The organism is Microbacterium sp. GbtcB4 (assembly GCF_019091465.1).
Lineage (GTDB): Bacteria > Actinomycetota > Actinomycetes > Actinomycetales > Microbacteriaceae > Microbacterium > Microbacterium paraoxydans.
Map to the genome: position 1 here is coordinate 368,840 of NZ_JAGXJJ010000002.1, position 13,315 is coordinate 382,154.

The 13,315-nt window shown below is 70.7% G+C and carries 13 protein-coding genes; 10 read left to right on the forward strand and 3 right to left on the reverse strand.

The window, feature by feature from the left end; genetic code table 11:
• The first annotated feature begins 64 nt into the window (after positions 1–64).
• Positions 65–2,059, forward strand: coding sequence for a glycosyltransferase (locus KVS71_RS19980; RefSeq protein WP_254635469.1), 1,995 nt, complete (start codon positions 65–67; stop codon positions 2,057–2,059).
• Between the two features lie 9 nt (positions 2,060–2,068).
• Here the strand turns inward: KVS71_RS19980 and KVS71_RS05705 are convergent, their stop codons facing one another.
• Positions 2,069–3,088: a glycosyltransferase family 4 protein gene (locus tag KVS71_RS05705; RefSeq protein ID WP_217584084.1), complete on the reverse strand. Its 1,020-nt coding sequence runs from the start codon at positions 3,086–3,088 to the stop codon at positions 2,069–2,071.
• A gap of 150 nt (positions 3,089–3,238) precedes the next feature.
• Here KVS71_RS05705 and rfbA point away from each other — a divergent pair, with 150 nt between their 5' ends.
• From rfbA to KVS71_RS05720, 3 genes are read left to right on the forward strand one after another with little or no spacing between them, the layout of a single operon-like run.
• On the forward strand, positions 3,239–4,111 hold the full coding sequence (rfbA, locus tag KVS71_RS05710; RefSeq protein WP_217584085.1) for a glucose-1-phosphate thymidylyltransferase RfbA: 873 nt from the start codon (positions 3,239–3,241) through the stop codon (positions 4,109–4,111).
• Complete coding sequence (gene rfbB, locus KVS71_RS05715; RefSeq protein WP_060922256.1) at positions 4,108–5,106, forward strand: dTDP-glucose 4,6-dehydratase; 999 nt, start codon at positions 4,108–4,110, stop codon at positions 5,104–5,106. The genes rfbA and rfbB overlap by 4 nt, the downstream gene beginning before the upstream one ends.
• Positions 5,106–6,521, forward strand: a complete 1,416-nt coding sequence (locus KVS71_RS05720) for a bifunctional dTDP-4-dehydrorhamnose 3,5-epimerase family protein/NAD(P)-dependent oxidoreductase (RefSeq protein ID WP_105949217.1) — start codon at positions 5,106–5,108, stop codon at positions 6,519–6,521. The genes rfbB and KVS71_RS05720 overlap by 1 nt, the downstream gene beginning before the upstream one ends.
• On the opposite strand, the gene KVS71_RS05725 is transcribed toward KVS71_RS05720, so the two are convergent.
• The gene (locus KVS71_RS05725) at positions 6,518–7,696 is read right to left on the reverse strand and encodes a glycosyltransferase (RefSeq protein ID WP_217584086.1); all 1,179 of its coding nucleotides are present in this window, start codon (positions 7,694–7,696) and stop codon (positions 6,518–6,520) included. The genes KVS71_RS05720 and KVS71_RS05725 overlap by 4 nt on opposite strands.
• Positions 7,697–7,865: 169 nt before the next feature.
• Between KVS71_RS05725 and KVS71_RS05730 the strand changes: the two genes are divergently transcribed.
• Entirely contained in the window at positions 7,866–8,321 is a 456-nt protein-coding gene (locus KVS71_RS05730) for an adenylyltransferase/cytidyltransferase family protein (protein WP_060922253.1), read from the forward strand.
• Positions 8,322–8,329: 8 nt separating this feature from the next.
• Here the strand turns inward: KVS71_RS05730 and KVS71_RS05735 are convergent, their stop codons facing one another.
• Positions 8,330–8,722, reverse strand: coding sequence for an SIP domain-containing protein (locus KVS71_RS05735; protein WP_060922252.1), 393 nt, complete (start codon positions 8,720–8,722; stop codon positions 8,330–8,332).
• A gap of 107 nt (positions 8,723–8,829) precedes the next feature.
• Here KVS71_RS05735 and KVS71_RS05740 point away from each other — a divergent pair, with 107 nt between their 5' ends.
• The 5 genes from KVS71_RS05740 (at position 8,830) to KVS71_RS05760 (ending at position 13,310) form a co-directional block, all read left to right on the forward strand.
• Positions 8,830–9,330 carry a hypothetical protein gene (locus tag KVS71_RS05740; protein ID WP_231919569.1) on the forward strand — a complete coding sequence of 167 codons (501 nt, stop codon included), beginning with the start codon at positions 8,830–8,832 and terminating at the stop codon, positions 9,328–9,330.
• Positions 9,327–10,304: a cation transporter gene (locus KVS71_RS05745; protein WP_217584087.1), complete on the forward strand. Its 978-nt coding sequence runs from the start codon at positions 9,327–9,329 to the stop codon at positions 10,302–10,304. Before KVS71_RS05740 ends, KVS71_RS05745 begins: the two co-directional genes overlap by 4 nt.
• Positions 10,301–11,206, forward strand: a complete 906-nt coding sequence (locus KVS71_RS05750; RefSeq protein WP_217584088.1) for an alpha/beta fold hydrolase — start codon at positions 10,301–10,303, stop codon at positions 11,204–11,206. The genes KVS71_RS05745 and KVS71_RS05750 overlap by 4 nt, the downstream gene beginning before the upstream one ends.
• Before the next feature lie 9 nt (positions 11,207–11,215).
• Positions 11,216–11,479, forward strand: a complete 264-nt coding sequence (locus KVS71_RS05755; protein ID WP_025104627.1) for a glutaredoxin domain-containing protein — start codon at positions 11,216–11,218, stop codon at positions 11,477–11,479.
• A gap of 67 nt (positions 11,480–11,546) precedes the next feature.
• Complete coding sequence (locus KVS71_RS05760; RefSeq protein WP_217584089.1) at positions 11,547–13,310, forward strand: aldehyde dehydrogenase family protein; 1,764 nt, start codon at positions 11,547–11,549, stop codon at positions 13,308–13,310.
• Positions 13,311–13,315: the final 5 nt, after the last annotated feature.

Genomic DNA, 13,315 nt, shown 5'->3' on the forward strand with positions numbered 1-13,315 from the left:
CCGTTCACGGTACGATGAGCCGGCGCGGGGACACAGGCGCACGACTGCCATGGGGATGAGGCGGATGAAGAGGGGACCGGGGACGGGCGACGCGATCGCCGTGACGATCGGCGTGCCCACCTACCGACGGCCGGAGCTGCTGGCGGCGCTGCTGCGCGCACTCCCCGACCGGATCGCGGAGTGTGCGGACCTCGGCGTGGACGTGGAGGTGCTGGTCGTCGACAACGACGCTGCGGGCTCCGCGCGCGAGGTGGCCGCGAGCGCCGCCCTGCCTGTCCGCTACGTCGTCGAGCCGACGCCGGGCATCGTCGCGGCCCGGAACCGGCTGCTCGACGAGTGCGCCGACCGCGATCTGCTGGCCTTCATCGATGACGACGAGGTTCCTCGCGCCGGCTGGCTCGCAGAGCTGATCACGACGTGGCGGGCCTTCGACGCCGATGCCGTCATGGGCCGCGTCATCTCCGTGTTCGATGACGACGTCGATCCGTGGCTGCTCGCCTCGGGAACGTTCCGTCGTCCACCGCGTCCGACCGGCACCGTGCTCCCGGTCGCCGCCGCGGGAAACCTCCTTCTCGATCTCCGCGCGGTGCGCCGCTTCGGTGTGCGATTCGACCCGTCCCTCGGGCTCGGCGGCGGCGAGGACACGCTCTTCACCCGCGAGCTCGTCGATCGCGGCGGCCGCATCGTCTGGTGCAACGAGTCCGAGACGGAAGACCTCGTCGTCGCCGCCCGACTCACCCGAGCGTGGGCAGCGCAGCGGGCGTTCAGCTCGGCGAACGCCGGCACCCGCATCGCGGTGAAGCTCGCGCACGGGAGGATGCGCCGCGGGGTGCTCCGCGTGCGCGCCGCCCTCGGCGGCATCGCCCGGATCGTCGTCGGTGCGGCGCGCCGGGCCTTCGGCGCCGTCACCTCGAACATCACCCATCACGCCCGCGGCACCCGCCTGATCCATCGCGGTCGCGGCACCATCGCGGCCGCCTTCGGGCGCCGCTACGACGAGTACCGTCGCCCCTCGGAGGACAACACGATGACCGAATCCGCGTCGAGCATCCGCGTGATGCAGTCCCTGGGCGCGCCGCGCCCCACGACGAATCCGTACAACAAGATGCTCGACGAGGCTCTCGGGACGACGGAGGGCCTGGAACACCTCCGGTTCTCCTGGAAGACCGCGCTCTTCGGCCGCTACGACGCCTTCCACTGGCACTGGCCCGAGGCGAAGCTCCACGGATCCACCTGGTGGAAGTCCGCGGGGAAGTTCGCGCTCACGACCGCGCTCGCCTTCCGGCACCGGTTGTCGCGGCGGATCGCCGTGGTGCGGACCGTGCACAACCTGGAGCTCCCCGACGACAACGCCCCGCGGCTCTGGCTGCTGCGCTTCATCGATCGGCACACCGACTACCGGATCGTCATCAACGAGACCACACCGCTGCCGGCCGGGACCCCGCACAGTCTCATCCTGCACGGGCACTACCGCGACTGGTACGCGGTCTACCCGTCCGCGGAGCGCGTGCACGGACGGCTGGGGTCGTTCGGCGGAATCCGAAGGTACAAGGGCCTCGACGGGTTCATCGACGCCTACGGCGAGGCCGTCGCGATCGAGCCGGCGCTGAGCCTGCGCATCGGCGGGCGTCCGTCCACGCCGGAGCTCGCCGACGACCTCCGCGCACGCACCGCCACGCTCCCCGGAGTCGACCTGCACCTCGACTTCCTCAGTGACGCCGAGCTCGTGGAGCTCGCGACGTCGTCCGAGCTGATCGTGCTCGCGTACCGCTTCATGCACAACTCGGGCAGCGTCCTGGCCGCCCTGTCGATGGGCCGCCCGGTGCTGGTGCCGCGGAACCAGGCGAACGAAGCCCTCGCCCGCGAGGTGGGCGCCGAGTGGGTGCACATGTACGACGGGGACGACCTCGATGCCGAGACGCTCGTCTCGTCCTGGCAGGCGGCGTCCGCCCTCGCGGGGACCCCCGACCTCTCCCGTCGCGAGTGGGCCGATGCGGGTCGCGCGCACCGCGACGCCTTCCGAGCCGCCGTGCGCGTCAAGCGCCGGGGACGGGACTGATCCGCCCCCTCAGACGTCGGCTCGGAGACCCCGGACGAGCGCGTCGACCATCGTCCTCGTCGTGAACCGCTGCTCGACCTCGATCCGTCCCTGCTGCCCGAGCGCGACCGCGCGGTCAGGATCGTCGAGCATCCCGATCAGCGCCTCCGCCAGAGCCTCCGGCTCCCCCGGCGGGACGAGGGCGCCGGTGCGGGTGCTGACGTAGTCACGCATGCCCGGGGTGTCCGAGACGACCACGGGACGCGCGGTGGCGAGCGCTTCGAGGGCGACCGTCATCCCGGATGCGTGCAGGTTCGGGCGGGTCGCGGTCACCACGACACTCGCTGTCGCGTAGAGATCGCGGAGTTCGGTGTGCGGCAGTCGGCGCACGAGCCGGACGCCCTCCGGAGGCGGCAACGCGGAGGGCGACTGGACGACGACGTCGACGCCCGGGCGCGCGGCGAGGACCAGGGCGAGCGCGGCGTACAACGTCGCGGGATCCCGGTCCCTGTCGTTACCCGCGCTGACGATCCGGGGGGTGGCCGTCGGCGGGTGCGCGGAGAAGAACTCGTGGTCGATCCCGAACGGGACGACGAAGACCCGCGGCCCGCCGGACCCGAGGAGCCGCTGCAGCGGGACCACCTGCGCCTCGCTGAGCACCCAGAGCGCCGTGGCCGCCCGCAGCATCGTCACCAATCGACCGGGTGCGGCACCGGCCGCCGCCATGTCGGTGAGCCAGATGACCCCCGCGGCGTACCGCGTCCGCGGCCGCAGGATCTGGAGGCGGTAGGCGGTGTTCTCATCCCAGGCGATGGCGAGCCCCGCGCGGGGTCGGGGGCCGAGGCCGGCGCGTGCGCGGAGCCGTGCGATCCGACCGGGATCGGGGAGTTCGTCCACCTCCACCACGGCATGGTCGCGGAGAGCGTCCAGCCCATACGGCCACACGCTCGGAACCTCTCCCCTGGCGTGTGCGCGCGCCCAGACGGAGGCCGACTGCTCAGCACGATGCGCCCAGGTGACGGACAGCGCCGGGCTGTCCTCGGATACCACGAGGCCCACTATGGCCCTCGGCCCGGGCGGTGTAAAGGGCGACTTCTCCGCTAGAGTCGAGCGTACGACTGTGGGGGTCGTCGGACGGCAGGGGATGGCCGTCCTCTCAGTGACGCCGCCACGAGCATCGATGTTTCACGAGGGGGATACATGAAGGGCATCATTCTGGCGGGCGGCTCGGGGACGCGGCTGCACCCCATCACGCTGGGGGTCTCGAAGCAGCTGATCCCGGTCTACGACAAGCCGATGGTGTACTACCCGCTGTCGACGCTGATGCTTGCCGGGATCCGCGAGATCCTGGTCATCACGACGCCACACGACGCCGCGCACTTCGAGCGGCTGCTCGGGGACGGCTCGCAGTTCGGCGTCTCCCTCTCGTTCGCTCAGCAGGAGTCCCCGGACGGCCTTGCACAGGCTTTCACGATCGGCGCGGACTTCATCGGGGACGACAGCGTCGCCCTCGTCCTGGGGGACAACCTCCTCTACGGGCCGGGCCTGGGCACGCAGCTCAAGCGCTTCGCCGACATCGACGGCGGCGCGGTCTTCGCCTACTGGGTGGCGGAGCCGGAGGCCTACGGGGTCGTGGCGTTCGACGCCGACGGCCAGGCCGTCTCCCTGGAGGAGAAGCCCACCGCGCCGCAGAGCAACTACGCGGTGCCCGGCCTGTACTTCTACGACAACGATGTCATCGAGATCGCCCGCAACCTCGCGCCGAGCGCCCGCGGGGAGTACGAGATCACGGACGTGAACCGGGCCTACCTCGAGCGCGGCAAGCTCCAGGTCGAGGTGCTTCCGCGCGGGACCGCATGGCTGGACACCGGGACATTCGACCAGATGACCGACGCCGCCGACTATGTGCGCACGATGGAGCGACGCACGGGGATGAAGATCGGCGTGCCGGAGGAGGTCGCCTGGCGTCAGGGCTTCCTCGACGACGAGGCCCTGCGCACGCGCGCGAATGCCCTCGTCAAGTCGGGCTACGGAACCTATCTCCTCGGATTGCTCGAAAGGGGCGCTCGATGACCCGCCTGCTCGTGACCGGCGGCGCCGGCTTCATCGGATCGAACTTCGTTCACCACGTCGTCGCGCACACGGACGCACAGGTGACGGTGCTGGACAAGCTCACCTATGCCGGCAACCGCGCCTCGCTCGCGGGTCTGCCCGCCGACCGGGTCGAGCTCGTGGAGGGGGACATCGCCGACGCGGCGCTCGTCGACAGCCTGTTCGCCCGGACCGACGCCGTCGTCCACTACGCCGCCGAGTCCCACAACGACAACTCGCTGCACGACCCGCGGCCGTTCCTCGACACGAACATCATCGGCACCTACACGCTGTTGGAGGCCGCCCGCCGACACGATCGCCGGTTCCACCACATCTCCACCGACGAGGTCTACGGAGATCTGGAGCTGGACGACCCGGCACGGTTCACGGAGCAGACTCCGTACAACCCCTCGTCGCCGTACTCGTCCACGAAGGCCGGCAGCGACCTGCTGGTGCGGGCCTGGGTGCGCTCGTTCGGGGTGCAGGCGACGATCTCGAACTGCTCGAACAACTACGGCCCCTACCAGCACGTGGAGAAGTTCATCCCGCGCCAGATCACGAACGTGCTGCGCGGGATCCGGCCCAAGCTGTACGGCGCCGGACAGAACGTGCGCGACTGGATCCACGCCGACGACCACTCCTCGGCCGTCCTCACGATCCTGGAGAAGGGCGAGATCGGCCAGACGTACCTGATCGGCGCCGACGGCGAGAAGGACAACAAGTCCGTCGTCGAGCTGATCCTCACGCAGATGGGCCAGCCCGCCGACGCCTACGACCATGTCACCGACCGCGCCGGCCACGACCTGCGCTACGCGATCGACTCCACGAAGCTGCGCACCGAGCTCGGCTGGGCGCCGCGATTCTCCGACTTCGAGTCGGGCCTGGCCTCGACCATCGAGTGGTACCGCGAGAACGAGGACTGGTGGGCGCCGGCCAAGGACGCCACGGAATCGTTCTACGCCGCCAGGGGGCAGTGATGACCGCGTTCGGCAAGGCGCTCACGATCACGGAGACGCCGATCCCCGGCCTGCTCCTCGTCGACCTCCCCGTGCACGGCGACACCCGCGGCTGGTTCAAGGAGAACTGGCAGCGCGAGAAGATGGTCGCCGCCGGTCTTCCGGACTTCGGCCCCGTGCAGAACAACATCTCGTTCAACGACGCGATCGGCACCACCCGCGGCATCCACGCCGAGCCGTGGGACAAGTGGGTCTCCGTCGCCACCGGCCGGATCTTCGGTGCCTGGGTCGACCTGCGGGCGGGCGAGACCTTCGGGCGCGTCTTCACGACGGAGATCGACCCGTCGCGCGCCATCCTCGTGCCGCGCGGCGTCGGCAACTCGTACCAGACGCTCGAAGCGGACACCGCCTACACCTACCTGGTGAACGACCATTGGTCGCCCGACGCGGCGTACTCCTTCCTGAATCTGGCCGACGAGACGGCGGCCATCGCGTGGCCGATCCCCCTCGACCGGGTCGAGATCTCTCCGAAGGACCGGGCGCATCCACGGTTGGCCGAGGTGACCCCGATCGGCCCGCGGAAGATCCTCGTCGTCGGGGCATCCGGTCAGCTCGGCCTGGCGCTGCGCAGGTCCTTCGGCGATGCGGAGCACGTCGAGTACACGACCCGCGAGACGCTGGACCTCCGCGACCCCGGGCTGACCGGCGCACGGCGCTGGCGCGACTACGGAGCGATCATCAATGCGGCCGCTTACACGGCCGTCGACCGCGCCGAGACGGAGGGGGGCCGCGCGGAAGCCTGGGCGGCGAACGTCACCGGCGTGTCCGCGCTCGCCCGGGTCGCGACCGAGAACGGCCTCACGCTCGTGCACGTGTCCAGCGACTACGTGTTCGACGGCACGAAGGACGAGCCGTACACGGAGACGGACGGGGTGCGCCCGCTGGGGGTGTACGGCCAGACGAAGGCGGCTGGAGACGCGATCGTGGCGACCGTGCCCCGCCACTACATCCTGCGCACCTCCTGGGTGATCGGCGACGGTCACAACTTCGTGCGCACGATGGCCTCGCTGGCCGGGCGGGGCGTCGCCCCGCGTGTGGTGGGCGACCAGATCGGACGACTCACCTTCACGACCGACCTCGCGGAGGCTATCCGGCATCTGCTGGACGTGTCGGCGCCGTTCGGGCTCTACAACGTGACCGGGGGCGGCGAACCGCACTCCTGGGCCGACATCGCACGCGCGGTCTACCGGCTGACCGGGCACGACCCGGCCGCGGTCACCTCGGTGACGACGGAGGAGTACTTCGCCGACCAGGCCGGACCGATCGCGCCGCGTCCGCGCAACAGCGTTCTGGACCTCGCCCGGATCACGGCCACCGGCTGGACGCCGCGGGACGCGGATGCGGCCCTCGCCGACTACCTGTCCGCAGACGCCTAGAGCTCGCCCGGCTTCATCGCCTCCGCGTCGATGGCGCGGATGATGCGCAGGGTCGCGGTGTCCGGCTCCGGCTCACCCGCGGCCTGCCGCTCCTCCCGACGCCGACGGGGCGCGTACACGACGAGCGAGTGGAACAGGAACCGGGCGAAGAAGGCCACGACGAGGGAGAGGGCCGTCGCGAGCACGCTGGAGATGTGCCAGGTCTCGACCATGAGCGCCATCACCGGGATGCGCAGCGCCGCCTCGACGTTGTTGAACGTGAACGAGGCCGCGAAGCGCACGGCGGCGCTGCGGGCATCGGTGCGCATGTCGGCGAAGACGAAACGCTCCTGCAGCAGGAAGTTGCCGATGATCGTGACCTCGGCGCCGATGATCGCCGCCCACACGTAGGGCACGCCCGCGGCGGTCAGCGCCCACATGATCGCGAGGTTCGCTATGGCCCCGAGGACGCCGATCGCGGCGAACAACGACATCTTGCCGAAGCGCAGCCGCGCCAGGTGGGCGATGAACGTGGCCCCCTGCCGGAGGCTCGCCTTCGAGGTGCCGTGTCGGCGCTCGGCGAACTCCATCGGGACCTCCGCGATCCGCAGATCCGTCCGCGCGAGGATCTCCAGGAGGATCTTGAACCCTTGCGGCCGGAGGGCGGCCAGGTCGAGCCGGCGCCGGTCGACGAGGAAGAACCCGGTCATCGGATCGGTGCTCCGGGCGAGCCGTCGGGGGAACATCGCGCGGGTCAGCCAGGTGGCGGCGCGGGACACCCCGAAGCGCATGGCCGTGCCGAGGCCGCTGGTGTCGCCGCCGCCGATGTAGCGGGAGGCGCCGACGACGTCCGCGTCCCCCGCCGCATAGCGGTCGAGCAGGGCCGGCAAGAGCTCGGGCGGATGCTGGAGGTCGCCGTCCATCACGATGCAGACATCGGCGTCCGCGGCTCCCAGGCCGACGACGACCGCCCCGCCGAGGCCTCCGACGTTGTCCGAGCGATGGATCACCCGCACCGGGATCGGGGCGTCGACCGCGACGCGCTCCACCTCGGCCGTGGTGTCGTCGCTGCTGTCGTCGACGAAGAGGATCTCGGCGTCCCTTCCCGCCAACGCCGCGGCCGTGCGCTCCACGAGCTCGGCGACGTTGTCGCGCTCGTTGTAGGTCGGCACGATGACCGTGACCCCTGCCCCCAACGTGGTCCCCTTCGTCGTTCCGCAGCCCCATCGGCTCCGACATCCATCGTTCCATGGGTTCCTATGGGCTGCAGGACACGTTCCTGCTAGAGTGTCGTCTGCGGCTGTGGGAGTCGCGCCGAACGGGTGGGGATCCGTTCGACTGGGGAATGATCGATCTGGGGAGATCATGGGGACGCGTATCGGCTATGCCGTCGGAGCTTTCGACCTGTTTCACGTCGGGCACCTCAATCTGCTGCGACACGCCAAACAGCACTGCGACATCCTGATCGCCGGTGTCGTGAGCGACGAGATGCTGCGTCAGGTCAAGGGGATCGAGCCGGTCATCCCGACCGCCGAGCGTGCCGAGATCGTCCGGCACATCTCCTTCGTCGACGACGTGTACGTCGAGACGACGCCGTCGAAGATGGACTCGTGGCGCGACGTGCGCTTCACGCACTTCTTCAAGGGCGACGACTGGCGCGGCACCGAGAAGGGCCTGCGGCTGGAGAGCGAGTTCGCGGAGGTGGGTGTCGAGGTCGTCTACTTCCCGTACACCGCGCACACGTCGAGCTCGGCGCTCCGCCGCGCGCTCGACGCGATCACCGCCAACGCCACGGCATCCGCCGTCGGCGCGACGCGCTGAGCCGGGACTCAGTTCGCGACGCCGAGGAGGCTGCGCGCCATCCGCGCCACGTGCGGCGGAGTGTGCGGGCCGAGCCACACCGTCCAGTGCTCCGGGGGCTCGCTGCACGTCCACTCCAGGCACCACGCATAGACGGCGTTCGCCAACCGCTCGCCCCGCGTGTGAGCGTGCGCGCCCTCCGCGCGAACCAGCCAGCGGACCGACACCCCCTGCGGCACGTCGATGTGGCGGAATTGGATGCGGGCGGCGGCCTCGATGAGGATGACGCCCTGTGCATCCCACGGGAGCCGGGACGCGACGCGAGCGATGGCTCCGACATCGGCCGCATCCCCGGCGATGAGCACCGCTCCTTCCATCGCTTCCCAGTCCGGATCCTCCAGGTGCTCACACGCGCTGCTCATGCCTCCACTATAGGTAAGGCTACCCTTACTCTCAAGGGTGGCTAGTCCTCTTCCATAGCACCGTCAACGCCGTTGCCCGCGTCGCGGCTGTACGCCACCCTGAGCCCGTGAGCAGTGACAGGATTCGACGGACATCCGCCGGACGACGCCTGATCGGCGCCCTGGCCGGCCTCCTCGTGGCCACAGCCCTCGGCGGATGCGGGATGACGGTCCCCGCGGACCCGGACGGCACCCTGGACCGGGTCACGGGCGGAGAGCTGCGGGTCGGCACCTCGCCCGAGCCCGGCCTCGTCGAGATCGACCGCGGCGAGCCGCGCGGGCCGGTCGTGGATCTCGTCGACGACTTCGCCGCGAGCATCGACGCGAACGTCACCTGGACGGTCGCGACCGAGGAGAGCCTGGTGGGCATGCTGGAGACGGGCGACCTCGACCTCGTGGCCGGCGGACTGACGCCGGACACCCCGTGGATCGACAAGGCGGGCGTGACCCGCGGCTATCCGGGGATCGAGGGCGCGGGCGATCGGGAACTCGTCATGCTCGTCCCCCTCGGAGAGAATGCCTTCCTCTCGGCCCTCGAGGCCTCCCTCGACGAGGAGGTCGCTCGATGACCGGGACGAAGCAGTTCGGGCGCACCGAGCTCCCCGACGAACAGCAGCGGGCCACGCGCAAGGCCGTGCGCTGGGAGATCTTCACGATCGTCTACACCTCGATCACGATCACCGTGATCGCCCTGGTCGTGGGCGAGTCCCAGGCCATGCGCACGGCGTGGATCGAGGACATGCTGTCGCTCATCCCGCAGTTCGCGTTCCTCCTCGCGCTCCTGTTCGTGCGGCGACGCCCGACCCGGAAGCACCCCTACGGCCTGCACCGGGCGATGGGCGTCGGCCACCTCGTCGCCGGTGTCGCGCTCCTCGCGGTCGGCCTGAACCTCGCCGCCGAGGCCGTGGCCGGGCTGATCCGCGGGGAGCATCCGACCATCGGCACCGTGCAGGTTTTCGGCCAGACGATCTGGCTCGGCTGGCTGATGGTCGCCGTCATGGCCGTCGTGATCGTCGGGCCGGTGTTCTTCTACGGTCCGGCCAAGGCCAAGCTCGCCCCCGTCCTGCACAACAAGCTGCTCTACGCCGACGCCGACATGGCGAAGGCGGACTGGCAGACGACGGTCGCCTCCATCGTCGGCGTGCTGGGCGTGGGCGCCGGCGTCTGGTGGCTCGACGGTGCCGCGGCGCTCTTCATCTCGCTCGGCATCATCTGGGACGGCTTCCGCAACACGAAGACGGCGATCGTCGACCTCATGGACCAGCGGGCCCGCACCTTCGACAGCGCGGAGCCGCACCCGCTGGCCCGCGATGTCGTCTCCTACCTGCGCAGCCGCCCCTGGGTGGATCAGGCTGCCGTGCGCATGCGGGATCAGGGCCAGGTGTTCCACATCGAGGCGTTCGTGGTGCCGCATCATCGTGGCGTCCGTACGGCCGACCTGACCGCCGCGTCCGAGAGGATCGCCGACCTGGACTGGAAGGTGCAGGACGTGGTGATCGTCCCGGTCGAGAAGCTGCCGGACGAAGCGGACCCCGGTCGATGAGCAGCTCCGACGCGGCACTGTTCCCCGGCTTCACGACCACGCGGATCCCGACCGCCGAGGCGGACATCCTCGTGCGCCACGGCGGCTCGGGGCCGCCCATGGTGCTGCTGCACGGCCACCCCCGCACCTCGGCGACCTGGCATCGGGTGGCCCCGCTTCTCGTCGACCGCGGCTTCACGGTGATCTGCCCCGATCTGCGGGGCTACGGACGCTCCCGCGGCCCGGCGCCCACCGCCGATCATTCCGCCCATTCCAAACGCGCCGTCGCCCGAGACATCCGCACCGTCGCCGAGCGACTCGGCCATGAGCGCTTCCGCCTGGTCGGGCATGACCGCGGCAGCTACGTCGCGCTCCGACTCGCCCTCGATCACCCGGAGGCCGTCGAACAGGTCGCCCTGCTGGACTGCCTGCCGATCTCGGAGCACCTCCGTCGCTGCGACGCGACCTTCGCCGCGCACTGGTGGCACTGGTTCTTCTTCGCCCAGCCGGACGTCCCGGAGCGCGTCATCGGCGCGGACCCCGAGGCCTGGTACACCCCCAAGGCCGACCCGGCGACGATGGGCGCGGCCAACCATGCCGAGTTCCTGCGCGCGGTGCGCCAGCCGTCGGTCGTCCGGGCGATGCTCGAGGACTACCGCGCCGGCCTCACGATCGACCGCGCGCACGAGGAGGCGGATCGCGCCGCCGGGCGTCGGCTCCAAATGCCGACGCTCGTGCTGTGGTCCCGACGCGACGATCTCGAAGAGCTCTACGGCGACCCCCTCCGCATCTGGCGGGACTGGGCCGACGATGTGCGCGGCCACGGCATCGACAGCGGGCATCACATGGCGGAGGAGGCGCCGGAGGCCCTCGCCGCCGCCCTCACGGGCTTCTTCGGAGCCACCCGTCCCTCGCAGACGTAGGCTGGAGGCATGACCAACCCCGCCTCCGACACCATCACGATGTTCGGCGCCGACTGGTGCCGCGACTGCATCCGCACGAAGAAGCAGCTCGACGAGCTCGGCGTCGCGTACACGTATGTCGACCTGGTCGCCGACCCCGCCGCCGCGGACATCGCGAAGGACATCTCGGGCCGCACGAACATCCCCGTCGTGGTCTACCCCGACGCCTCGCACCACGTCGAGCCGTCGAACGCCGACGTGGAGTCGAAGCTGCGCGAGCTCTCGATCATCTGATCGTCCTCGCACTCGGCGGATCTCCGCGCGGACGCCTAAGCTGAAAGCCCGTTCGAAGGAGACGCCGATGACTTCTGCGCCCACGACCGCGCCCGCCACCCCCGCCCTCGGCGAGGGCGAGAGGGAACGGCTCGACGCCGCCGTCGCCGATCTGCAGACGGGGACCGCGGTGTGGACCGCGCTCACCGTGGCGCAGCGCGCGACGCTGCTCCGGCAGGTCCGCACGAGCGTCGCCGCGACCGCGGAGGACTGGGCGACGATCGCCGCCGCCTCCAAGGGCCTGGACGCGCGGCATCCGCTCCGCGGCGAGGAGTGGCTGAGCGGCCCGTACAGCGTCCTCGGAGCACTCGACGCCTCGATCGCCACGCTCACCCGCATCGCGAACGGCGCGAATCCGCTCGACGGCATCCGGGTCGACCGCGCACCAGGCGGCCGTGCGCGCGTGCATGCCTTCCCCCTCACCGGCATCGACCGGTTCCTGCTGTCCGGCTTCACCGGCGAGGTCTGGCTCGAACCGGGGACCACGCCGAACACCGCCCGCGCAACCGCCGGTCTGGCACAGCGCACGCCGACGGTGTCCGGGGGCGTCGGACTCGTGCTCGGCGCCGGGAACGTGACCTCCATCCCCGTGCTGGACGTGCTGTACGAACTGCTCGCCCACAACCGCACCGTCCTGCTGAAGGTGAACCCCACGCAGGATGCGCTGGTCCCCGTCTACAAGCGCGCGCTCGCCCCGCTCATCGAGCCGGGACTGCTGCGGATCGTGCGCGGGGGCCCGGCCGCCGGCGCCTACCTCACCCAGCACCCCGGCCTCGCCCACGTGCACATCACCGGCTCTGCGGCGACCTTCGACACCATCGTCTGGGGACCGTCGACCGGCGAGGGGGCCTCCGCGACGAAGCGCCGCCGCCGCGAGAACCGGCCGCTGCTGAAGAAGCCCATCACCGCGGAGCTCGGCGGAGTCTCCCCCATCATCGTCGTTCCGGGGAAGTGGACGGCCGCCGACCTCGCGTACCAGGCCGAGCACATCGCGACCATGCGCCTGCAGAACAGCGGCCACAACTGCATCGCGGGGCAGGTCGTCATCCTCTCCGCGGACTGGGACCAGGCCGACGCCTTCCGCGCCGAACTGCGCCGCGCCTACGCCACCGCTCCGGAGCGCCCCATCTGGTATCCCGGTGCCCCCTCCCGCATGCAGACCGCCGCGGACGACTACCCGGACGCCCTCGTGCTCGGCGACCGGCTCCTCGTCGAGGTCGATGCCGACGACGACCCCTCAGCCCTGGAGAACACCGAGTACTTCGCGCCGGTCCTCGGCGTGGTGAGCCTGCCCGGCACGGGCCAGGAGTTCCTCGACGCCGCGGTCACCCACGCGAATGAGAAGCTGCAGGGCACACTCGGCGCCAACCTGCTCATCGACCCGGCGACCGAGAAGGCGCTCGGCAGCGGGTTCGAGCGCGCTCTCACCGCCCTGCACTACGGCTCTATCGCGATCAACGGCTGGACCGCCTTCGGGTTCATCACGCCGACGCTCACGTGGGGCGCGTTCCCCGGCGGCACGATCGACAACGTCGGCAGCGGCATCGACGTCGTCCACAACGCCCTGCTCCTGGATCGGGTAGAGCGCTCCGTGCTGCGCGGCCCCTTCCGGCCGTTCCCGCGCTCGCTTCCCGTCGCGAACGGCGGCGGACGGATGACGATCCTCCCGAAGCCGCCGTGGTTCGCCTCCTCCCGCACCGGCGCCGCCGTGAGCGAGGGCCTCACCCGTCATCGCGCGGACGGCGGCACCGTCGGCCTCGCGAAGACACTGCTGCGCGCGCTCCGCGCCTGACGGGA